General features: G+C 55.6%; 21 protein-coding genes and 1 pseudogene. 10 read left to right on the top strand and 12 right to left on the bottom strand.

What is annotated here, in order from left to right:
* Positions 1-106: 106 nt before the first annotated feature.
* The 7 genes from SG26_RS19140 to SG26_RS22060 form a co-directional block, all read right to left on the bottom strand.
* The gene (locus tag SG26_RS19140; RefSeq protein ID WP_050038534.1) at positions 107-2,074 is read right to left on the bottom strand and encodes a hypothetical protein; all 1,968 of its coding nucleotides are present in this window, start codon (positions 2,072-2,074) and stop codon (positions 107-109) included.
* A 78-nt stretch (positions 2,075-2,152) separates the two neighbouring features.
* A complete protein-coding gene (locus SG26_RS19135; protein WP_050038533.1) occupies positions 2,153-4,534 on the bottom strand; it encodes a VirB4 family type IV secretion system protein in 2,382 nt (793 codons plus the stop codon).
* 60 nt (positions 4,535-4,594) lie between these two features.
* The gene (locus SG26_RS19130; protein WP_154020829.1) at positions 4,595-6,118 is read right to left on the bottom strand and encodes a hypothetical protein; all 1,524 of its coding nucleotides are present in this window, start codon (positions 6,116-6,118) and stop codon (positions 4,595-4,597) included.
* Positions 6,115-6,576, bottom strand: a complete 462-nt coding sequence (locus SG26_RS19125; protein ID WP_050038531.1) for a hypothetical protein — start codon at positions 6,574-6,576, stop codon at positions 6,115-6,117. Before SG26_RS19125 ends, SG26_RS19130 begins: the two co-directional genes overlap by 4 nt.
* On the bottom strand, positions 6,577-6,753 hold the full coding sequence (locus SG26_RS21300) for a hypothetical protein (protein WP_154020828.1): 177 nt from the start codon (positions 6,751-6,753) through the stop codon (positions 6,577-6,579).
* Positions 6,750-7,145: a hypothetical protein gene (locus SG26_RS19120; RefSeq protein WP_058990907.1), complete on the bottom strand. Its 396-nt coding sequence runs from the start codon at positions 7,143-7,145 to the stop codon at positions 6,750-6,752. The genes SG26_RS21300 and SG26_RS19120 overlap by 4 nt, the downstream gene beginning before the upstream one ends.
* A gap of 16 nt (positions 7,146-7,161) precedes the next feature.
* On the bottom strand, positions 7,162-7,290 hold the full coding sequence (locus tag SG26_RS22060; RefSeq protein WP_255355561.1) for a hypothetical protein: 129 nt from the start codon (positions 7,288-7,290) through the stop codon (positions 7,162-7,164).
* Between the two features lie 230 nt (positions 7,291-7,520).
* Between SG26_RS22060 and SG26_RS19115 the strand changes: the two genes are divergently transcribed.
* The 8 genes from SG26_RS19115 (at position 7,521) to SG26_RS19080 (ending at position 16,523) form a co-directional block, all read left to right on the top strand.
* A complete protein-coding gene (locus tag SG26_RS19115; RefSeq protein WP_154020827.1) occupies positions 7,521-8,738 on the top strand; it encodes a hypothetical protein in 1,218 nt (405 codons plus the stop codon).
* A gap of 102 nt (positions 8,739-8,840) precedes the next feature.
* Positions 8,841-9,275, top strand: a complete 435-nt coding sequence (locus SG26_RS19110) for a hypothetical protein (RefSeq protein WP_050038528.1) — start codon at positions 8,841-8,843, stop codon at positions 9,273-9,275.
* Positions 9,276-9,363: 88 nt separating this feature from the next.
* Complete coding sequence (locus SG26_RS19105) at positions 9,364-11,601, top strand: Ig-like domain-containing protein (protein WP_050038527.1); 2,238 nt, start codon at positions 9,364-9,366, stop codon at positions 11,599-11,601.
* A gap of 543 nt (positions 11,602-12,144) precedes the next feature.
* Entirely contained in the window at positions 12,145-13,287 is a 1,143-nt protein-coding gene (locus tag SG26_RS19100; RefSeq protein ID WP_058990909.1) for a winged helix-turn-helix domain-containing protein, read from the top strand.
* Positions 13,280-13,993 carry a hypothetical protein gene (locus tag SG26_RS19095; RefSeq protein ID WP_050038525.1) on the top strand — a complete coding sequence of 238 codons (714 nt, stop codon included), beginning with the start codon at positions 13,280-13,282 and terminating at the stop codon, positions 13,991-13,993. Before SG26_RS19100 ends, SG26_RS19095 begins: the two co-directional genes overlap by 8 nt.
* A gap of 9 nt (positions 13,994-14,002) precedes the next feature.
* Positions 14,003-14,848 (top strand): hypothetical protein, encoded by an 846-nt coding sequence (locus SG26_RS19090; protein ID WP_050038524.1) that lies wholly within the window; start codon positions 14,003-14,005, stop codon positions 14,846-14,848.
* A complete protein-coding gene (locus SG26_RS19085; protein WP_369804319.1) occupies positions 14,841-15,938 on the top strand; it encodes a CBASS oligonucleotide cyclase in 1,098 nt (365 codons plus the stop codon). Before SG26_RS19090 ends, SG26_RS19085 begins: the two co-directional genes overlap by 8 nt.
* Positions 15,939-16,010: 72 nt before the next feature.
* Positions 16,011-16,523, top strand: a complete 513-nt coding sequence (locus SG26_RS19080; protein WP_154020825.1) for an SLATT domain-containing protein — start codon at positions 16,011-16,013, stop codon at positions 16,521-16,523.
* Positions 16,524-16,577: 54 nt separating this feature from the next.
* Here SG26_RS19080 and SG26_RS22240 read toward each other — a convergent pair whose 3' ends face one another.
* The 4 genes and pseudogenes from SG26_RS22240 to SG26_RS22055 all read right to left on the bottom strand — a co-directional run.
* A complete protein-coding gene (locus SG26_RS22240) occupies positions 16,578-17,030 on the bottom strand; it encodes a metal-dependent hydrolase (RefSeq protein ID WP_369804318.1) in 453 nt (150 codons plus the stop codon).
* A gap of 331 nt (positions 17,031-17,361) precedes the next feature.
* Positions 17,362-18,066 carry a hypothetical protein gene (locus tag SG26_RS21295; protein ID WP_154020824.1) on the bottom strand — a complete coding sequence of 235 codons (705 nt, stop codon included), beginning with the start codon at positions 18,064-18,066 and terminating at the stop codon, positions 17,362-17,364.
* Positions 18,067-18,075: 9 nt separating this feature from the next.
* Positions 18,076-19,353: a pentapeptide repeat-containing protein gene (locus tag SG26_RS21730; protein ID WP_228841632.1), complete on the bottom strand. Its 1,278-nt coding sequence runs from the start codon at positions 19,351-19,353 to the stop codon at positions 18,076-18,078.
* A gap of 96 nt (positions 19,354-19,449) precedes the next feature.
* Positions 19,450-19,800, bottom strand: a pseudogene (locus tag SG26_RS22055) (ribosomal L7Ae/L30e/S12e/Gadd45 family protein); the annotation flags it as partial.
* A 167-nt stretch (positions 19,801-19,967) separates the two neighbouring features.
* Here SG26_RS22055 and SG26_RS19070 point away from each other — a divergent pair.
* Complete coding sequence (locus SG26_RS19070) at positions 19,968-20,468, top strand: hypothetical protein (protein WP_050038520.1); 501 nt, start codon at positions 19,968-19,970, stop codon at positions 20,466-20,468.
* An 87-nt stretch (positions 20,469-20,555) separates the two neighbouring features.
* Here SG26_RS19070 and SG26_RS21290 read toward each other — a convergent pair whose 3' ends face one another.
* Positions 20,556-20,741 carry a hypothetical protein gene (locus SG26_RS21290; protein ID WP_007538796.1) on the bottom strand — a complete coding sequence of 62 codons (186 nt, stop codon included), beginning with the start codon at positions 20,739-20,741 and terminating at the stop codon, positions 20,556-20,558.
* Positions 20,742-21,018: 277 nt separating this feature from the next.
* On the opposite strand from SG26_RS21290, the gene SG26_RS19065 reads away from it, so the two are divergent.
* Positions 21,019-21,420 carry a hypothetical protein gene (locus tag SG26_RS19065; RefSeq protein WP_050038519.1) on the top strand — a complete coding sequence of 134 codons (402 nt, stop codon included), beginning with the start codon at positions 21,019-21,021 and terminating at the stop codon, positions 21,418-21,420.
* Positions 21,421-21,524 lie beyond the last annotated feature (104 nt).

Genomic DNA, 21,524 nt, shown 5'->3' with positions numbered 1-21,524 from the left:
TCACCGAAGACGTACTCATGGGCTTCTACACACACTCTATGCCGTTACTACGCTATAACATCTCGCTCCGTAGGGAGGTGGTCGGGTCGTAGTCCCAGGCGCAATTTCACAGCGTCTCTGATTGCTCACCTCCACTATCATTCTCCCACGGAGGGTCGGAGGCTTGATTCGGCCCCTCTCTTTGGGCTGCCCAGTCGATGTCTGCCTCACTTGCTGAATCAGCCAACTCGTCGTTTCCAGGGCCGATGAGGTGTTTTCCACCCCGCTTTCCCATATTGTACGCTGCGTATGGGCTTCGCGTCATTGCCCCTGCGAAGACGATTCCGCTTGCCTTTCCGGCCTTAACTCCTGTCTTCCCGACTTGCTTGCTGGCTCGACCGGTCGTGATCGCAGCTCGTCCTGGAGCTTTCGCCGCGCTCTGTGCAGTCCGAAGTCGTTTCACACTCCTAGCCGACTTGGAGGCGTCATCTCTGAGCGCCGCAGCCTGCTGACCGAAGTTTTGGGCTCTATCGTTAATGTCGATGGTTGTACTCCCGCCAGATGTGGTCTCGTAGGTCACCTTGCCCTCAGCATCGGGAGTCACAGTGGAGACTCCAGTCGCTGGCTCTTCAGCACCAGTCAGAATCCCCCGACTGGAAGCCTCTGTGACATCGAATTCGCCATTTTGGTAGGCCTCAGTCAGGAAGTCGCGGTTCGCATCGGCCTCATCGGCGGCAGCAAGATTCTGACTGATCGCTCTTCGATGACTGTCGATGCTCTCCGACCCAATTGCCTTACGAGCGCTACCTAATCCACCGCTCTTCGCTTTTGAACCCAGTCTCTTTGCGGCAGAGCTAGCCCGATTTGCGTGTGAACGCGCGGTGTTTCCTCCTGGGGCACCAGCAACAAATCCAGCTGCAGAGTCTTTTCCTCTTGAGAACAACCCTGGTGCTGAATCGACACTATCCTCAACGGCCGATTCTCGAGTACCCAGCGCATCTGAGATACTACTCCGCATCGTGCCGCCGACGGTCGAGTTCCCGGTGGAAGCAGATGGATCCGACGCGGTCCCTCCGCTTCCAGCGGCACCGGCTCCGCCACTACTTGCCCCGCCGGCACTCCCACCACTCGCTGCTCCAGATCCAGAGCTGGAGGCACTGCTGACAGCCGCCGACCCGGCTCCCGCGCCGACAGCGACTGCACCGACGCCGGTGGCTGCGATTGCGGCGGCCACAGTCATGGTGAATGCGGCGTCGACGCCGAGCGGCTGGCCTGCCCAACCGATGGTCTTCCAGATCACGACGAACAGGATGATCGGGAAGATCAACGCCAATGCTGCCGAAACGTAGAAGTCGGCGACGTCGCCGGTCGCGGAGATTCCACCGGTCGCGATGACGTTGAATACACGCATCACCAGGGCGATAATTGGACCGACGAGCAGGGCGTAGACGCCCATTCGGAGCCACGTCGCAGCGAAGTTGCTGATCGCCTTCATCGGCCCCCAGTTCGCGTACCAGAGGACGGCGAAGAAAGGCGCACCCACGGCGACCGTAACGACGATGAACTGCCGGAGGACCAGCAGAACAGACGCAAGGATCGTCGCGATGAGCATCAGCGGCACTGCCACGAGGAGCGCGACGACCTCGACGCCAAGTCCGAGCGTGGATCCCCAGCTCCCGCCGAGGTCGGCGTTGAACGTGAGGACGAACGTCGCTGGTGCAAGTGCATTCGTGACCGCGTTCGAGGCTTCGATGAGGAACCCGAACAGCGGCTGCGAGATAGCGATGAAGAATATGACGGCGACCACGCGAGCCACCATGTTCCAGAGCGAGGCTTCGCGGTCCTGACTGAACGGCATCGCGATCAGTCCGGCGGCGATCAGAATCGGGAGAAGTGCGATCGAGAGGCGGAAGACGTCGTCCCAGGCGGTCGTGACCTGGGCACTGGTCATGATTGCTGGATCGATGTTCAGCAGTGGCTTCAGCCCGAAGTTGAACATGAAGTTGATCGCACTCACGAGCATCGAGCGGATGAACTCGAAGAGTGCCCGAGCAATAGCGTCGGGAATCCAGCCAAGGTCTAGGAGGTCACCCATCGGCCAGATCCTCGATGTCGTCGACGCGTCCGCTCGTCTGGACCCCACAAGCGGTCGACAGTATGTGGAGTGACGAGTTCATGCCTCCTCCGGGGTGTTTCCGTTCTCGCCCGACCCGGCTGGCCCGTCCGGGTCTACGTCGCTGGCATCAATCGACGGTTCGTCGATCTCGACAGAGAGCCCATCGTCGAAATCAGCCTCCATCGCCATCTGGAGGTCCATGTCCCGATTCATCACGTGGGGCAGGTCCGTCATATCGAGATCCTCGTGGAGTTCGACGTTTCGGGCATGACCTTCTCCCTCGACGAGGTCGACGCCCTCGACGCCGGCGAGCCAGTCCCACGGGTCGAGCGCGTCATCGAGAACCGTGTGTTCGAACGGCCCGCTCCGAATTTCGAGCCGTCGTCGACCGTGGACACTCGTCGCTAGCAGACACTCCGAGTAATCAGAGTCCTGTCCACGGGCCGCCGTCTGGATGAAGCGAATCTCGTCGGCGGACAGCCCGTAGTACTCGGCGGTCTCCTCGGAGACGGATTCGGCGTAGAACAGGCACTTCACGTCACAGTTCTCGTACACCTCGCGGCGCTCAGGCGTTCGAACGAACTCGTGGGCTGTTTGGCTCATCAGCGTCAGGCCTGCCTCGTAGTGGCGGGCGTGCCGGATGTAGAGGTTGATCAGGTCGCGTGCAGCTGGCCGGCCCAGGAGGTAGTGTGCCTCGTCGAACGTCACGTCAACCTTGTACGGCGAGCGCTTGGCCTCGAGGTACGCCCACGAGAGCATCGCGTGGAGGATGAGCGGCATTTCACCTGTGTCGGCGAACGAACTCATGTCCATCACGACCAGCCGCGAGGAGAGATCCAGGTTCGTCTGGCCGTTCAGATTGTGGTTGACACCCCCGGGTTTGAACGACTCGAACTTTGGTTGGAGCGAGGTCGCCAGCGCGACGTGGTGCTCGGTCGGGGAGACGATCGTGTCCGAGAACGGTACACCCTTCGCAGCCGTACTGCTGCCGGATTCCTCATCGAGTTCGTCGCCGAACACACCGAGCGCTCGGAAGTGTTCGACCTCTTCGTCGTCGATGACGCCGGCTTCGGTTGCGGCTTCGATACCGCCGGTCGCGATGACGTTCACGCCACGAATCAGGTCGTCGATGACTGGCGATTCGTTGCCGTAGGTGTCGAACTCTCCGAGGATGATGCCCTTCGAGAGATACGCGTAGTGTGCTGCCTGAATCAGGATACCCTCCTCGCCAGCAGACATCCCGTCACGCTGTTCGAGGTGCGTGTTCAACATCTCGATGACAGACCGAATCGTGAGCGCGTACGTATCCTCTCCGCCCTCGTACTCGGCCTCAGCAGGCGGCGAGATGTCCAGCGGGTTCACCGTGTAGTTCCCACCGAAACGGATCACCTCGCCGCCTAGCGACTGAGCGAAGCGTGGATAGTCGTCGCCGGCGGGGTCGAACAGGATACACTGAACGTTCGGGTCGCCGAGCAGCCGCCGATAGATCTCCATCTTCCGGAAGTAGCTCTTGCCCGACCCGGTCTTCCCGGAGATCGCCATCGAGTGTCCCGATAACGCGTAGCGGTCGAGGATGACCGGGCGCTTCGTATCGTCGAACCCGAACAGGACGCCCTCCGGGTCGTAGATGGACGGCTCGACCAGGTTGAAGAACGTCCCCAGCGCTTCGAGCTGGATCGGATGGGTGTTGTTGATCGTGTCGGTCGCGAGCGGCGCGACGGAGCCCATCGCGTCCAGCTGTTGGTGCTTGACGGGACTGAGATCGACGTCCTGCTCGGCGAGAATGGCTTCGACGCGGTCGAGCATCTCGTCCAGTTCGTCCTGGGTATCCGCGACGAGTTCGAGGTAGATCGAGACATCGTAGAGCTTGGTCGTTCCTCGAATGGTGTTCTGGAGAAGGCGTTCGAGGTCCTGCCGTTCGAGTTCGTCCTGGTAGGTGTCCGTCCGCCCGCGTTTCTGCTTCACCGCGACCGACGTGACGGCCTGCGTGTAGCGTTTCTGGAGTTGGCGGCGAACGTCCTTTGCGGCTCGTGGTCGAACGTGCAACGAGAAGCGGAGATCGACATCTGCGAGCGTGAGTGGGACGAGCCAGCCCAGTCCTACCTTTCGGGGGAACGAGGTGACCGTCAGAATCTGTGAGATTCGGTCGTCGCGGATCTGGAACTCCGGATAGTCCTGCACGACTCGCGGTGCGATGAGTCGCTTGTCGAGTTCACCGCGCTCTTTCATCGTCTCCATCAGCGTCGCGAGGTCGACGTCGTCGGCCTGAAGCTGGTAGGCCGCCCACTCGATGTTCTCGGTCGTCGTCTCCTTACCGAGGAGATTCAGGTAGTCGAGGGCGTGCTGTGTTTCTTCGCCTGACAGCCCATCTATCGGGAGCCGTTCGTCACCGTCTTCCGGTGAGTCGTTACTGAACGCTTGCGTGATTCGATTGATCATCTCTGAACCTCCAGCTCAGGTCGAGCCAGAGTAACCGCCTCCCGGTGAAGCCCGGGTAGCTCAGACATCTGCCTCCTCCGTCGGAGATTCGTTGTGTCGACTCTCGTCCGTGGGCTCGCTCATATCCTCGAAATGTTCGAGTACGCTTCTGCGACCGCGCACGGCGAGGCCGACACCGACGACGAGGAGGAGTAATCCGACTGCATACACCTCGACGACGAACGCCGTCGACGCCGTCGGAGTACTGTCCCACTGGAAGGGATACGCCTGACTGAACAGGTAGACTGCCACAGCAGTCACGCCGACGCCGGCGAAGCCCACGATGGTCGCACGCTGGCTCGATGGAAGCAAGACAGCAAGACTCAGCAGGAAGGTCGGGAGACTCCCCGCCGCAAGTCCGAACGAGGCCTCGCGGACAACCCAGTAGGACTCAGATCCAGGCTGCCCGCTCCCGAGGAACGTCCCGAGCGCGATCACTGCGAACAGGAGGCTCGCAGCGAACAGTCCGACGCCAGCGTACACTGACAGCGGGGAGTGATAGTTCGTTCCTCGACCAATGGGGCCGACGGCTCTGGCGTACCACGCGAGAATCCGTGAGTTATCGACCTGTTCGACGTATTCTTTTTGGACTCGTCCGCCATATGGGAGGTCGCCCGTCGTCTCCGGACGCGGGTCAGCGTCTTCGTCTGGTTCAAGCAGTGCCTCTTCTCGATCGGCGCTATCAAACGCCGCATCCAGATCTAACGGATCACCAGTCGCTGGATCGGTCTGCGTCTTCTCATCGGGTTGGGTGAAGACGCTATGCTCGAAGGAGATCGGTGCCTCCTGTCCTCGATAGACCTGGTAGAGGACGTCGAGGACCTCCGCTCGGTCATCGAGGATCGAGGTTTCGACGCGGGTCCGTGGGAGCTGTGAGGCGACACGCTGAACGCGAGCCCAGACCTCGTCGAGATACGGCTCTTCGTCCTCAACGTTCTTCGCACCCCCTCCGAACGGGAGTACATCCGCAATCGCGTCGAAGCGACCGCCCTCGTCGTCTTCTCCCTTCATGACCGCGACCGCGACGAAGAACCGACGATCTCGGACATTCGCGAGCGCAATCGTTCGGTCAAGCCACTCTGCGTGAGCCACGCGCCCGTATTCGAGGAGCGCCGAGTCAGCGACGTGGTCGATGTGTGGCTGTGGAGCCACACCCGCCGAAGCGACGCCACCGTCAGTGGCAGTGTCCTCGACGACGTCGTCGGGTGCCTCTTCATCCTCCATTGCTGGGATGGCTGTCGGCTGTCCAGTTGGCGCGCCCAGTGCATCCGGGCCGATGAAGCGTTCGAGGTAGCGGTCGCCGTCGAACCGGGTCGTCAGCGTCAGGAACTGTGTCGGGAACTGCAGGCCCCGGAGGAACGTCATGTACGAGATGTACAGGCTGGTCCGACGCTCTTCGGAGAGCGTCAACCACTCGCGGGGCTCGATCTCGACAAGCATCGTGTAGGCTGTGGGCGTCTCGATAACGCCGCCATCTCGAACGTTCTCGAAGTTGAGTAGGTCGAGCGTTGACTGCTCGCCCCCCATGCTATTCCCAGGGTTCATCGGTCGTCCTCCGTCGACGGGGAATCGAGGTCTGGTCGTGTCGCGTCGAGGACACCCTGGTAGGCGAGATCTGTTCCACTATCCTTCACGGAGTGCTCTGCCCACCCAGCTGGTCGCGGCTGGGTCAGCCACTCATCCTGCGTCACTCCGATACCGAGATCGCCGTGTTCCGGGTCGGGATGCCGCCAGACGTAGACGTTCGACCCTGTCTTGAAGTGAAACACAGCGTGAGCGTACTTGAGCGGACGCTGTCCGGGTGGTGTCTTCATGAAGATCAGCCCGCCTATCCCGATGCCGAGGACGAACAGCGGGAAGGTGAACAGCAGCGGGAAGCCAACCGTATAGAGAACGGCACACGGCGCTAACGGGATCGCCAGCGATTCTGCGAGTCGCTTCACCGAGAAGCCCAGGAACTTCGACTCCAGGAGATTGCTCGCAACGGGCACAGGGTCGGGCATCTACTCGTCCTCCTCGCCGTCACAGAGTTCTGCTTCGGTCGGAAGCACACCGCCCGCTTCCAGCCGTTCAGCTCCTTTGATCAGCATCCCGCGCCAGTTGACCCCGTGCCGCTCACGAACCGCGTCTAACTGTTCGAACTGCTCGTCGTCCTTGATGATGATCCGTGTCGACTTCATCGCTCGACCTCAACTGGACTGAACTCGTCGACCGATGGGCGTTCGTGACGTGCTCCGGTGTCGAGCGTTCGCAGTGACCCTCGAGAATCGAACAGCGAAGAAACCGGGTTGTGGTCCTCAGCAGAGCTACCTGGACCATCATGCCTGCTGGACTCCGTGAGTTCCTCTCGCCTTCGCTTCTCACGCCCGTGTGACCGTTCCGACCCGTGGCCCTGGAAGGGTTCTGTCGAAGCTTCACCCCTCTTCTGATCGGTGAACCAGATCTCCCGACCTTCGAGTCGCTTGGCTCCTTGAATCAGCATGCCCCGCCACTGCACGCCGTACTTGTCTCGGATCGTTCTGAGTCGGTGGTACTCTGTCTCGTTTCTGAACCGGATCTCGATTTCAGGCATTCTCAGCTCACCACCCTCAGCTGGCACACTCGGCGAGCGAGCCGTCACTCAGGAACGAGAGTTCGAATGCAGTCACGACTGGTAGCATCGTGCCGGTGGGGAGCGACAGGACTGCCCCAGTTGTGGGTACTGTTTGGTAGTGCATCACACCACTCCTCGGCGAGGAACCCATTTGTTTATTTCAGGAATGCGTATGACGTAATACTGCGTACAGCGCACTGTTGCGGCAGGCGCAAGCGTTCGGTTTCTGCAATAATCCGATTGCCCTGATGGGCTCTAATCATGATGGGGTAAGAAGGGTATATCCAATACTGCTCTAGTATAGATGACAGAGAACCTGGTGGATTGATAATCACGCAATCAATCTTGAAACCTATGCGAGAAAAGTGGGACCCTATATTTACTTTTCAACACAGTGGACAGACCAAGGCGGAGCAACTTGAAAACAACACGACAAAAGGTCTTCTGAAACTGCTGCAAGATACCAACCCAAGAGTGTTGGCTGACTTTCTGTCTCTATTCGTTGGCGATTTTCAGATGTCTCCTTCAGTATTTGATGTATATGAGGATGCAGAACAAGTCCCTGATGAGAGGACACTTAGGACTCAACCCGCAGGAGACCCTGTTACATTTCATACACAGCGGGGTATCGATTCGCTTGATACAGCTTCAGAAAAGGGGTACGTTCTTGGCATCTCTCGAATGGGGGGAACGATAGATAACGAGGATAAGGTTAAGGACTTCAACATTCCTGACGGAATCATTGATGTCCCACACCGTAATGGCTCTTCAATCATTGTTCTGGAGGTGAAAACAGGAGCCGATAAACTCACTGAGGACGAGCTGAATCGATATGCCCATTCCCTTGATACGGACGACACAGAAAGATTGGAAATCAAGTGGAGACGTATCTACGATTTCTGTCTCTCACTCTTTACTGATGCCTCGTTATCCAAATTAGATCGTTATCTTCTAGCTGAATATGCACGGTATCTGGAATATGAGCAGCTAGAGATGGATATCTCTGACTACAATCCCGACTCTGGGCACCGTAAACTACTGCAACTCAAAAGACTGAACGGTGACTCCAGCGTATTTGAGGACGGGAAATTGGGACTTCGAATTCGATGGACTGACGAAAATAGTAATAAGACCTCAAATTTTGGCTGGATAAGTGCTGAGTATTTTTCGTCACTACTCGGAGCCATCCCGGAGAGCATTCGAGAGATGACGTTTTCAGGAGAAGAAGTCAATTATGAACCACTAATCGAGTGGGTGTATGAGGAGTATCCTGAATTAGAAGCGAAGGAAGCTCAGCACGTGTACGTTCCTGAACGGGGAGCGGATATCTTCAAGAACCTGCCGGGTGAGAGTACTCGTCACCTACAGTTTCGATGGACTAGGGACGATGATGGAGAGTATTATCATGAGCATCCGAATCTCCGATTGTATCGAAAAGGGGCAAGTTGTCCCGACCTGGCCCCGGACGCTTTCGAGGAACTGTTCGAGGAGCTTGATGCGGAGGTCCGAGAGAAAATGTTCTGTGGTGAAATCAATCTCAGGGCAGGGTGGAGATCCTATCTACGGAGCTAATCATTCCTGCGTACAGCGCACTGTTGCGGCAGGCGCAAGCGTGCGGCTTCCGCATTCTTAGAGGACTTTTCTCGCGGTACAGCCTCCTCGATAGCGACGACCATGCTGACACCTCACCAGTTCCACCTCTTGCTGCCGTTCGCTGGTGGCTTCCTTGAGCGCCTGTCTGACCTGCTGCTCCCCGTTACAGGGCCACTGACGATTCCAATCGAACGATTCCACGTCGCTGGTGATGTCTTGGGCTCGTTCACCGACCTCGGATGGCTGTCTCTCTTCGTATTCCAGCAGTTGCGTCCGGAGACAATCCTCGCAGTCGTGGATTTCAGTTCGATGCTTGACTTCCCGCCGTGGACGGCGACAGTATTCGTCTACGCTGGTCTCGTCCTGTTGGTCCTGGGCGTGATGGCCTGGCTCGGGAGCCACAGCCTCTATCGCCGTGCCTGGGGTCGAAGACTCGCGATGTCAGGCGGCGGGCTGTTCGTTGTTGGGACCGCTTTCGGGACGTTCGTGGACCTCCTGCAGTATGTCCTCGGATAAGTCTCGTGAGGGCCGCTCGTCCCTCTCAAAACCACGCCGAGTAGCTCGATTCACGAAACGACTACCTCGAACTCCCGTTCGTCTCCCTGTGACACTCGTGAAGACACGGCTCGTCGTCGCCGGCGTCGTCTTCCTTCTCGTCTCCAGTGCGGTCATCGGGGCAGCGGCAGGCGATCTAATCATCCCCAGTCCAGAGCCGGGTGTCGAGAAGGACTACGACGACACCTTTCGGGTGTTGGCGAGTAACGATCCCGACCCAGGGCGGGGATCCAGTGTCGTTCAGGTCTACGAGTACGGCGAGAACGGAACGATCACCGAAGTGAACCGGACCGTCGTTACCCAGCCGGTCCAGCTCTGGGACTCGAACATCCAATCACGCGACGCACTGCTCATCGCGAACGAGTCCGATATGTACCAATCCGGACTCCACGGGTTCGTTCAGGTCCCGTACCGTGACCAGTGGACGACCCTCCGGGACTGGTGGGACGGCGAGTTCCGCATTCTTCCGATCTATACCGGCGACCCGAGTCGAGCCACGAGCAACGACGGCCAGTACACCGTTGAAGTCCGACACCCCAATGGCTGGTGGAACCCGGTCTACAATGCAGACGTCGAGCGCGTCGACGGAAACCTCACCGTCACGAATCCAGATGAGGCGCTCGTCCTCTCCTCGTACTATAGCACTGTGATCGAGCGGAAGATCCAGATCATCGAATCGCTCCTTCAGCACTCCGAGATGGCCCCCAGTGAGTCCGCAGCGCGAAGCACGTCCGTCGTCCCCACAGAGAACGGCATTGAGGTATTCCCAACCACTGACGGCGCGAACGTCAACCTCCAGTGGCAACCGGGCACTCATGCGCTCGTCCGCGATGCGTACGTTGGAAACATCGACGTCATTCCCGGTGTCTGGTACGACGGTCGGTACGTCACCCCGAGCTGGCAGCTCACCACCTACGTCCCGTGGGATTACCGGATTGAGGAGCCAGCCGATTACAGCGAGAGCGGAACCTGCACCATCACCCACCACCACAAGCAGGGCAACACGACGGTCACTCACAACCATACCTATCCCCTGACCCGCTGGGCCAACTACCAACTCATCGATTCGAACGCCTCGATTGTGAACGTCACAGCGGGGAACATCAGCCTCGACCGAACGCGACCGGGAATGTGGACGACGATGAACTACACGACCTCTCGACCACGTCGGCTCCCACCGGGGAACTACGACCTCTCCGCGACACTTCGAATAGAGGTCGAACTGGAGACTCACTACGGCGTCTCTAGCGCGCAGTGTTCCGAGTGGAACAACCGACGAACGGTCAACCGGACGGTCGAACTCCAGTACTCGGTCCCCATCGAGACTGTCAACAGCGACGATCTCTCCATCGACGTCCAGGTGTACGACCGACCGGGTCGAGACATCGTCGCCGTCAATTGGAGTGGCGAGCAGGGACTCGCAGCTGGCGCAGCTGCATGGGAAGACGTCGAAATCCAGATTGGCGAAAAGACGATGTACATCACGGCGCCGTGGCGATTCTACTCTGTCTCTCGGAATACGCACGTCGAAGAGCGGACCCAGGGTGGAACGACTCAGGTAGAAGCCTCCCATTCGTACAACGGGGCCTATCCAGCGATGCTCCGGTATCGGATGAGTCCCGGGAACGTGAGTGTCCTCGCGGAACAAACCGCAGACCAACGAATCTGGTGGGAGACGACGCACGTCGCTCAGAACCGATCAGTTCCAGCGGCGTCACTGCCGAGTACCATCGTTGCCCCAGAGAACACGAAGCCGACATACCTCTACGACCAGTACGCGGGCATCCTGAAAAGCCTGGATCGCACGATGGGCGAGACGGTGAGTGCTCAAGCAGGCGATGTCTGGGGACTTCCCGTCGATACCTCTGTGAGCGTCGTCCGCTATCAGGAGTCACGACTCACGGTGACGATGAACCACAGCGCTGGGACAGCCGAGGTATTCCTCTCTGATACTGCCGGGAACCCAATCCCGAACCGACTGGTCAGTCTCGATGGAGCCAGCGTACAAAACGTGACGACAGATGCGAACGGACGAGCGACAGTTCCTCTCTCAGGGACGCTCGTCCGTGCTCACTTCGCCGGCGATGATTGGCGCGAGTCTCGGTCCCAGTACTACCTGGAGACCCACTCATATGGCGTCTCGCCCAGCTCATTCCTTTCGGGGGCTACCGACCTCTTCGGCTACCTCAACGCTGCAATCTCGAATACAATCCTCTTCATCGAATGGCTCGTGCTCGGAATCTTCGCGCTGTTCTGGATGCGATTCATGCGGGAGAAGCCTGTCTGATATTGAATTCTGCAATTAATGGGTTTTAGACCTGAACGGCTCCATTGTGATCACCTGGGGCTGGAAGGGATGGTGTGACCGCTACACAGCGTATCTTCAGAAGGAAGTGGTGGATGCTTTTAAATGTCGGTTGAGAGTCCCGACACTCGAACGCCGACGGTTTACCAGTACCAAAACTTGTTTGCAAAGTCAGGGCTCATGCGAGACCAGTGAGACACTGTCCACTATACCGACTGGTTTTCTACGGTGTGAAACCCATATACTGAGTTATTGAACAAACGCCCGAGAGTTTACATCTCACACCACTGTGGTTGTTCCACAATAAGATCCAGATGCATGCTGCGGCATTCGTCTCTTACAGGGTTTTTATCACCCAATTATGGTCTTGTCGAAGGGGGTGGTCGGATCATTTGTACTGGCGTTTCTGAATGGCGAGTTCGTGTTCTAGGTCTGGTTGGTTTGATTCCGTTTTTGCGGAGTGTCTGGGTGATGAACCTGTTGGTAGGCCTAGGGATTTATGACGTTGGAGTATAGTACGATAGTTTGAAGGAAAAGGATATAGTTCGAGAATACATGGTTGGCTCCAATAAGCGGAATAGGTTCGAAGAAGCATTTGAACGCGGTCAACGGGGCGATATCAGCAACTACGAGGCCTGGCTCCAGGATCAAGGCATTCGCCCCGATCGCGTCACGGAGGCGTTTGTGGCGCAGTATTTCAGGGAGCAGCCGGAGTATGCGGTGAACCACGACGACCAACTCGAGGATGTCGCGGAATTCCTCGGGTTCTTCTCCAGAAGGGAAGGACCGTACCACATCCCCGTTGTGGGGGTGACGGGTATCGGGAAAACCCAGTTCCTCGGAACGATCCAGCATATGCTGGACCAGTTGGATATCGGGTTGCCGTACCGGGAGTATTCGGCAGTCCGGTTCGGGGAGGATACCGAGGAGGGCGAGCCGTACTGGGATGATGTCCTCGCGGAGTTAGCCGATCTGGAGAAGGCGGTCATCTTGCTTGATGACTGTGACGGCGATAAGCGAATCGATCACTCGCTGCAGACGATTAGCAGCCGAGTCGAGGATGCGTTCGTTATCACTGCGTGGACGCCCGAGCGCTGGCGTATGTGTAAGGACGAAATCACCGATACGCTCCCCGTATCGCAGGAAGTTGCCCTAACACCGCTTGGTGAGGCAGCCACGGTTGAGGCGTTACAGGTGACGATGGAGGCGTTCAGTACGGAGTCGGTTGAGCTCCCGACGGACCTGTACCAGCGGATCTATCGGTACAGCTTCGGGATTCCGGCTTTGTTCCACCTGTTCCTCCGGAAAACGTTGCGGGAGACGTTCCTCCAAGGCTTGGAGCTTGGTGATGGCGACGCGGTTGAGGCTGCTGCGCAGACGCTCCATTTAGACGGTGTGGAGGAACGCGTCTATGATCTCTCGGAGAAGCAGTTGTTGATCCTCAAGCATATCTTACTGGCTCGGCATCCGCAGGGGCGGCGACCGTCCGAACTGGTCGAACTCCTGGACCGGGACAAGTCCACGATCTCGTACCATCTGCAGAATTTGACGGACACTCATATATTAGAGAAGGAGAAGGCTGGTCGGTCAACGTTCTACCGGGTGTATGCCCCGGTGAAACCGATTGTGCAGCGGCGTGTTGCTCAGGAGGGAGAATTCCATGCCTAGTTACAAGCTGATACCCACACCCCACGACGACCTCGATACGGACAACGTCGAGGAACGAGTTGAACAGCTCTCAGCACGAGAATCAAACGAGGACCTGCGTCGCGGAACACTCCCGGAGACGTTGGACAGTGTGGCGGACGACGTCTTCTGGTTCGAGTACGCGATTGAGCGTGAGTTCGAGTATGAGACGCTGGGTGGTGAGTACGAGACGAAGATCTTGGAGAAGCATCCTGTTGTGTTCTTGGGTGGTGATTTCGTTGCCATCGGGAACTGCAACAAGGATGTTGAGAACGAACTCCAAGGATTCCTCGAAGACCACTTCGTGCCGGGCTACGCCCTCGAAACGCTGGACTTCGAGGAAACCACCCTGCAAAAGATTATCGAGCAGGCGCCCGACATCGTCAAGGCGGATCTCAACCCTACGCAGAGCTCGGAGCCTGAACAGATCTCGGGCCGAGACCGCCGTAGCCTGAAAGCTACCGACTTCTGGGACCGGTATGAGGGTGAACCGGTCTCCAAGGTCAAGGTCAAACTGCCGAACGAAGGCACCGAAATCACGGTCGGGTTCGATAAGCGCGGTATCGTCATCCTGTACGAACAATCACTGACAATGCGGGAGCAGGTGGAGGCGTTGAGCTACGTGGCTGACAACGTCCTCTCCCGGTTCATCAACCCGCAGTACCAGACCACGCTCCTCGAGGAGTAACATCTACCAATGACACACCAACAGATCCCCATCGAAAACAACCAGGGATTCAACCTCGTATCGCTCGATGACGCACCCACCGGGCCTGTCCTCCTTATCGAGCGACAGGACGCCCACGACCAGTTCCATCAGGACCACCCCTGCCAGTTAACGGTCCTGCTCCGACTCACCGACGTGAAAACACTGGTCAACAAGGGTGAGACAGCCGACTCCTACTTCGGCGACCACGTCACGGTGATTACCACCACGACGATCAACGACCGAGTCCTCTCCGACCTCGGTTGGGATGACGAACTCCGCCTTGTACGGGAGTTCCAACCGGCATTCCATATCCCGTGCGACTACCCCGTTTACAAAGATGACGACCCCTTGCTTCGGCGCAAGCACGTCCTCAAGTGCTTAGAGGGAATGATCTGGATGGCCAGCAAACTCGCAGGGACGACGACCCGCGTCATTCCCTTGCTCAAGGGCGAAACACCGCATGAGCGCCGCCTGTGCTACCAGGTCTTCCAGTACCTCGGTGTCCGGTACTGTGTGTTCTACGGTACGCAATATTTCACAGCGAACATCGGATTCTACCAACTCCTGGAAGACCTGCGGACCGTGGTTTCCGAAGCACCACACCTCCAAATACTGCTCATCGGTCTCCAAGCACCCCATCGACTCGAACAGGTACCCCCACAGATCGTGGCGGCAGCAGGCCAACGCTGGATCGATGAAGTCCAGCTCCGCGACATCCCATACAGCCAATCACAGGAACGCTTCACACAGATGGAGGACGACATCAACGCTGCGCTCGGACACGGACAGATGCCGATCATGGCCTGGTCAAGCGGAATGGAGGTGACTGCATAAATGGGGGGGCGGTTACAACTCCACCGACCAGACATACTCCCACACCGGGCGTGAACCCGGCGATACCGGCGGTGCCGGGCAGACCCTCCATGATGCGATCTCCGACGACCCTGAACCAGAACCCGACAACGAACCGGAGTCAGACGAGGTCGAAGACTGCTACGAGGACCACGTCGAGGAAACGGAAATCACCGACCGGCAAGCTGAGACCATCTCTGACCGGCGGGACGTGCTCGTTGACATTCTCAGCGACGACATGGAAATCGAGGAGAGCCAGCTGATCGGATCCTACACCCGCGGCACCATGACTGCCCCGCTCAGAGAGGATTCTGATGCTGACGTGATGATTGTCCTCGATGCGGACGAGCACCGGCAATGGATCGAGCAGGAAAACGGGCCGCGGAACTGTTTGAACGCGATTAAACGTCGTATCGAAAACGATCCCCGGTTCTCAGAGACCGAGGTGAAGGTCGACCAGAACGTTGTCCAGGTCAAATACCACGACTCAACTATTGAGATTGCGCCTGCCTTCCGGTACAGCGAAGTCCCCCATGCCGATCACCCGCGCGGTATGTTCGGGTTGTTCACCGATGCGAGTGATGGCTATGCGATTCCGGATACACATGGGCGGCAGTCGTGGCAGGGCACGAATCCCCGGAAGTACAAGCAGATGTTCGATGCACGGGACAAGGCACACGACGGGAAGGTCTCCGGTTTGACGCGGACGATGAAAAAGTGGGCTGAGTCCAACAATGTCCCTGTCCGTTCCTTCCACATGGAGACGATGGTCTACAACTACTTTGAGGAGAAGGCCCGACGCGGCGAACCTGTCCCCGACACCTACCAGGAGATGACCCGCGAATTCGTCCAAACCCTCCCGAATCGGGTCAATAACCGGACTAAGGAACCCGTCTACGAGGAAACTGTCGACGATGGAATGAGCCGAAGTGACCGTAGGAAAGCGGCGAAACAAGCTAAAAAAGCTCGGGAGAAATTAGATGAAGCAAAACGTCTCAAGGAAGAAGGGAAGACGAAACAGGCGAAAGAAGAGCTGCAAGATGTCCATGGGGACGACTTCAACTCCGATTAGGGTGTTACGGTGACAGGTGACGATTTTGATTACGACGCACATGAACGATTGCGGAAGCGGACCGCAAACAAGATGGATAGTGTCCTCTGGACAGAAAAGGCACACTTCAAGGCGGCTGATTGGTATGCGACGTGGGGGCGCCGGATGGATTGGCTCATTACATTCGCCGCTGGCGCACTGACCGTGGGGCTGCTGTGGGAGACGACACCACAGATGCTTCTCATCGGGATAGCAATATCCACCGCGGTACTGTCTGGATACAAGACTGCTGCCAAGCCACAGAAGAAAGCGGAAGATCACTATAAGGCTGCCAATGCCTACCTCAAACTCCGCGATGACTTCCGTGATTTTGTCGAACTGAAATTAGCTGATGAAAGCGTAGGGCTGGACCAGATGCAGGAAAGGTTCGAGCATCTCTCGCAGCGACGGCAAGACCTCAATGATGATATGCCCAGTATGAGTAGCCGGTGGTACGATCAACTGGACGACTCGATTTACGATGAGATAGAGACGACCGATCAGGCTCGAGAACGACTCGCTGGCTGTGCCAACCTTCAGAAGCTTCCTGACGACGACGAGCAATGACGATCCTCAGTCCACAGTTAGAGCCATTCAATTGAATCGCGAAATTCACCTTCGTCAGAAGGGCCGATAGAACAGCCCCAGTGCGAGTATCTGTGCCCCGATTCCACCGACTAGTAACGCTCCATTCCAGATGCGGGAGTTCGACCGAACGAGACCGAATCTGAGTTGTTCAGGGGATAGTGGTTGGAACGGGCGAATTGCGTGATCACTACGGCCGACCGTTAGGGCATCTGCGATCAGGTGTGAGACGATCCCCAGGAAGACGGTAGTTCCTGCGAGTAGAGCGAGCGGCCAGGCTGGAATCTCAATAGGGAGTCCGATGAGACCGACATAGAGTCCAGCTGTCGTTACTGCTCCAGCACCCACTGCGAACCAAATCGTGTGGGTCAGACCTCTGTGTGGGAGCCAACCGAAATCGTGGTCGAGATCGGGAAGCCGACAGACTGCCACCGCAAGAATCGTCATCCCAAACCCGACAATCCCGAACAGTCCTGTTAGTGGAACCATCAGCAGTAATGCAACGCCCCGGTGCCCGTCCTTGTACATGGGTTATCGACTCAGCCACCAGATCCGGAATGTGTGCTGATAGAAGCAAATACGTTAGGGTAGATAATAAATTAAGCAGGAGATAAATAAATATATAAACATTCGAACAAACTCAGCATCTGATTATATATCCTCGAAAAGGAACTGAATAGTGTTCGAAACGAGATCGAGGGGACATTGAAACACTGCTAACCGTGTAATTTTACGATCAATCACTGATATCTACCCCTATAAGAACTAACTCCGAATGAATCTTGCTAAACTAACCAATTATTACGAGCCTGATGACCAACTACACTGCCTCCGTTTCTGTTTCATCATCGTCGCTTAGTGCTTTCTTAACGACGCGTTCAAATTCGCGTTCTAGATCTTCTGCATTAACTGGCCCACCACCCATATAGTACTCTCCCGATTTAATGAAAGCGCGACGATTTGCTCGGCAATCCTTATCGAGGGTTGCACATTCCCATATTTTTCGTTCAGCCCCCACATCTTCCCCCTGCTTTGTCGTTTGTTTCTCTTTATTGGTTTCACTCCCTTCTATATCACCTTTTATAACTTTTGCATCACCTGTGATTCCTCCCTTAATGCTTTCTGAACTACTCTGTGATCTTGCTATAGATTTAGTCTGATTACGTTTGAGGGTACGTGGTTCAGCTATTGATTCGTGGATAATGCATTGTCTTGTACCTCCTTGTGCAACTTGGATATATTTTGAATCTAACCCCCACTTTTCTTCTTCTTGATTGTTAATATAGATGTAGAATTTCCTCCAGCAATTTCGTGTAATCGCTGGCCGGTAAACAAATTCAATACGTGTTTCGTGGGGCATTTCTTCGAAAACAGCCTCCACTTGATGGGTAGACAGTTCTGACATAGATGATTTCAAATCAGCTAGTGATGCCCCCATCTGAGAATTGACCGGCTCATTGTCAACTTTACCCTCATACTGATCTCCTTCATTAAGTATCAGAGATTTAATTTTTTGAAAAAGCATAATCAATTACTAGCCTCCAGCACCCCCCGTCTTTGTCGAAGCTACGATCCCAATTAGTTCGTTCATCTCTTCTTCTGTCACCCCTGGATGCTCTGAAAGACTTCGAAAACTCTCTTCTAAGGTATCAATATCTGATATCTCGGATGGCGAGTCAAATAAAATAACTGCTAATGACTTCGCCGCATACGGCTGCACTTCTGAGTAGCCCCCTTCCACTATCTTTTGAAGTGCACTGATTGATTTTGGATATTCACACGGTTCCTCAATTAGGATTGGAGATAGCTCAATCACCAAGACCTCACGGACAGATTCAGACCCATCTCGTAATATACTAGCAAATATGTCGTCGAACTTGGATAATGACACTACTGTATTGTCGTTTGCTGTTTTTAAAGCCCGTAAAATCGATATTTGCACTGAGGGGATTTCAATTTTTGTTAGTAGTTCTGCAAGTGGGTCAACGAGATTACGGGCATATTCTGGATTTTCTTGAATGATTATCTCTGCCACATCTACTCCTTTTGATTTATCAAGAATGCCCTTGCTATTAATTAGTGACCTACTCAGGTCTAAATAGTCAATATTATTTAACTTTGCAGAGGCCACATTGACACCGGACAAATCTACATCACGCAAGTCCGTCTGATCGAGCTTAGCACCTGATATGTTGGCTCCATCCATGACCGAGCCTTTCAAATTCGCGTTGGTGAGATCAGCATTCGCTAATTTTGCATCGGTGAGGTTTGCTCCTTTGAGATCCGCATCCGAAAGATCTGCTGAGGATAAATCCGCATTCGTTAATTTGACTTCTACGAGACTAGTATGGGACAAATTTGCGTTTGATAAATCCGCTTCTCTGAAAGAAGAATGGGATAAATCACTACTTGAAAAATTTGCATCACGGAGATTTGAACGGGTAAAATCGGCGCCTATTAATTCGAATGTGGTCGGGTCTACACCGTTTGCTGTGATGTCTGACCAATCGTCTGCAATATCATATTCTTCTTCTTGTGCGATTTGAATCTGGTCTCCTTCCTTGGTTGTCTCGTCTACGGTAGTAGATATGACGAAGCCTTCATATCCTCCATCCAGTAACTGACACCGAGCCTTTGCACCGTGGCCTTTTTCAGGGAATTCTTGCTGAATTTCGATTACTTTAGCAGTGATTGAGATGGACTGATCTTTTGTTGAACTCTTATCGTGGTCTTTCCCCTCTCTGTCTCCTTCTTTTATATCGTTTAAACGATCTATGAGTTCATCATTTGAACCTGAGAAAGTATAGTTCACTTCAGAACTCTCTGATTGCCTTGAACTCTTTCTAGAAGCACTGCCAGATCGTCTACGGTCCGTAGATCTACTTGGTTCCGAGTTATAATCTGATTCCAAATCGGCCAATCCATGTGATGCCTCTCCAGGATCAATAATTGCAGCTGAAGTGGAGCCAACCTTTAATCCACCAGCATTACCTACTGCTTCTTGGTCTGAAATGAATATTACAGGTATCTCCTTCTCATGACAAAGCTCTGGGAGATGCATTACGATCTCTTCAGGTTGGACATCCTCAGCGATGTAAACTAGTTCAGCATCGCCACGCTCAACGGCCTTTGTTACATCATTTGTCCCTATCGCAATGGTGCCTGTCTTACGAGCGGTTTCTAAGACAGAGAGGGCTTCTTCCTGAATTTCGGTAGAATTTTCCCCCCGATCACCGCTCACGTCAGAATTATCAAACATTGACTACTACGAATATTGACCTCTAGCGATTCGCAGTTGATAATATTTACTATAAGGATATTTATGTTTTCTAATGTTCTGGTCCAATGCATTGAATGCCGCAACTGTGCGTGCTCCGCACCTTCTAAGCCTATTTCTTTTTTCTCAACCCCTGTGAGGTAAGAACCATGCCGTCTGTTTCCGATCTCGTCGCTCCAGCGTTTCGACTGTTCACCGTTGCGGAGGTGACAGCCAGATATCTCGCGCTGATTTTCCTCGTCGTCGGCATCCTCGGCTTCTTCACAACGAAGACGAATTCGCGACGGTCGATTCGCTACCGAGGGATGATGGTTGGAGCTGCTGCCGCTCTCGTTGCAATCCTCGGTATGAGTGCGTTCTACGACCTCGTCGCATTCATCATGGGCGGGACAGGATTCCTCCCATCGGGCTGGCCGTACGGAGCTAGCGGGACTTCGGGACTTCTCCCCATAGCGCAAGCAGCGTCTGGAATGCTCTCCTATCTGGGTCTGGCTTGTTTTTCGCTAGGGGCTGCGTTGTGGGCGGGAGGCTCAAGATATGGTCGAACCTCAACTCGCGGCTACCGCGGAGTCACATGGGGACTCGTGATGATCGGTGTCTCGATGGGTGGAATCCTGTTCTCTGCCATCGCGGGTATCTATGGGCTCTGAGTATCCGAGAAACCCCAAAAACTGAAAGGTGAGTCGCGCTTCGGCCGATGTTGGCCGGTCCCAATTCTGTTGATCGCGGAATCGGAGCTAGACGCGACCTCGTTCGATGGATCCGTACTGCGCGTTGAGTTCTTCGGCAGAGGCGAACTCCACTTGATCGAGGAGTTCGTTCACTGCCTGGTCGTAGGACTGTCGGTCGAGGAGGTTCCGATTGCTGTACGCCCGAAGGCGGTCACGGGTTCCCTCTTTCACGGGAATCGAATATCGGCTCATCGCTGACGTCCCCTCTGGCTGTTCAGCCTACCCCTTCTGGTAGTATACGACATGGTGGTCACTATGGTTCGACTACAGATCGGGACCGCAACTACTTGCTCGCTCTATGTGGGTTGGTATTGAGCATAACTGTTTCCCCACAATCCCCTCATAGAGCGCATTTATTGCCGAGATTCGCGCATTTGTGCGTCCGACGCAACCTTGCGGCCACCGTAAGATTGCGAAATCCGCATTCCTGAAACAAACATTATACCTTCCAGCTTACGGCTGGTGTGCAATGACGAACCAGCACACCACAGACTCCGACCCCGACACGAACAGCCTCCGCCGCTTCCGGCGAGTCCTCAACTTCGAGAGCCTTTTCGTCACCGCGTTCTTCTCGCTGATGCTCTTCGTCAACCCAGTAGCTGCACAATCCAGCGGACCTACGGGTGGGTCCGGTGGCTCTGTCGCAGGCTGGGAGACGATCCTCACCAATCTCTACGACGTCGTCTACACGACGCTCCAGTACGCCGGCCTCACTGTGCTGGTCCTGGGTCTGATCGTTTGGCTCACTGCCCGGACGAACTCCCAGCGGTCCGAGACGGGAATGAAACTGACGCTCGGTGGCGGTGCAATGGTCATCGCGTACTTCGGGCTCGGCGCACTCGTCTCCCTGCTCGAGTTCATCGCAGGGTGAGCCCGACGAGTACCCGCCCATTGACCCCTTTGGAACTGACCCGTGACCGGATTTCATACTGCCATCTCGAGGCTCCTTCCCGTCGGGGTGGACGATCCACTTGG

The sequence above is a fragment of the Haloarcula sp. CBA1115 genome (assembly GCF_000827835.1).
Lineage (GTDB): Archaea > Halobacteriota > Halobacteria > Halobacteriales > Haloarculaceae > Haloarcula > Haloarcula hispanica.
Note: the sequence above shows the minus strand (reverse complement) of the source record. Positions and strands in the feature narration are given on the sequence as shown.

Coding starts and splice junctions, on each gene's coding strand:
- SG26_RS19140 (WP_050038534.1), bottom strand. CDS start 2,074: ATGGGTGACCTCCTAGACCTTGGCTGGATTCCCGACGCTATTGCTCGG.
- SG26_RS19135 (WP_050038533.1), bottom strand. CDS start 4,534: ATGATCAATCGAATCACGCAAGCGTTCAGTAACGACTCACCGGAAGAC.
- SG26_RS19130 (WP_154020829.1), bottom strand. CDS start 6,118: ATGAACCCTGGGAATAGCATGGGGGGCGAGCAGTCAACGCTCGACCTA.
- SG26_RS19125 (WP_050038531.1), bottom strand. CDS start 6,576: ATGCCCGACCCTGTGCCCGTTGCGAGCAATCTCCTGGAGTCGAAGTTC.
- SG26_RS21300 (WP_154020828.1), bottom strand. CDS start 6,753: ATGAAGTCGACACGGATCATCATCAAGGACGACGAGCAGTTCGAACAG.
- SG26_RS19120 (WP_058990907.1), bottom strand. CDS start 7,145: ATGCCTGAAATCGAGATCCGGTTCAGAAACGAGACAGAGTACCACCGA.
- SG26_RS22060 (WP_255355561.1), bottom strand. CDS start 7,290: ATGCACTACCAAACAGTACCCACAACTGGGGCAGTCCTGTCGCTCCCC.
- SG26_RS19115 (WP_154020827.1), top strand. CDS start 7,521: ATGCGAGAAAAGTGGGACCCTATATTTACTTTTCAACACAGTGGACAG.
- SG26_RS19110 (WP_050038528.1), top strand. CDS start 8,841: ATGCTGACACCTCACCAGTTCCACCTCTTGCTGCCGTTCGCTGGTGGC.
- SG26_RS19095 (WP_050038525.1), top strand. CDS start 13,280: ATGCCTAGTTACAAGCTGATACCCACACCCCACGACGACCTCGATACG.
- SG26_RS19090 (WP_050038524.1), top strand. CDS start 14,003: ATGACACACCAACAGATCCCCATCGAAAACAACCAGGGATTCAACCTC.
- SG26_RS19080 (WP_154020825.1), top strand. CDS start 16,011: ATGGATAGTGTCCTCTGGACAGAAAAGGCACACTTCAAGGCGGCTGAT.
- SG26_RS22240 (WP_369804318.1), bottom strand. CDS start 17,030: ATGGTTCCACTAACAGGACTGTTCGGGATTGTCGGGTTTGGGATGACG.
- SG26_RS21295 (WP_154020824.1), bottom strand. CDS start 18,066: ATGCTTTTTCAAAAAATTAAATCTCTGATACTTAATGAAGGAGATCAG.
- SG26_RS19070 (WP_050038520.1), top strand. CDS start 19,968: ATGCCGTCTGTTTCCGATCTCGTCGCTCCAGCGTTTCGACTGTTCACC.
- SG26_RS21290 (WP_007538796.1), bottom strand. CDS start 20,741: ATGAGCCGATATTCGATTCCCGTGAAAGAGGGAACCCGTGACCGCCTT.
- SG26_RS19065 (WP_050038519.1), top strand. CDS start 21,019: ATGACGAACCAGCACACCACAGACTCCGACCCCGACACGAACAGCCTC.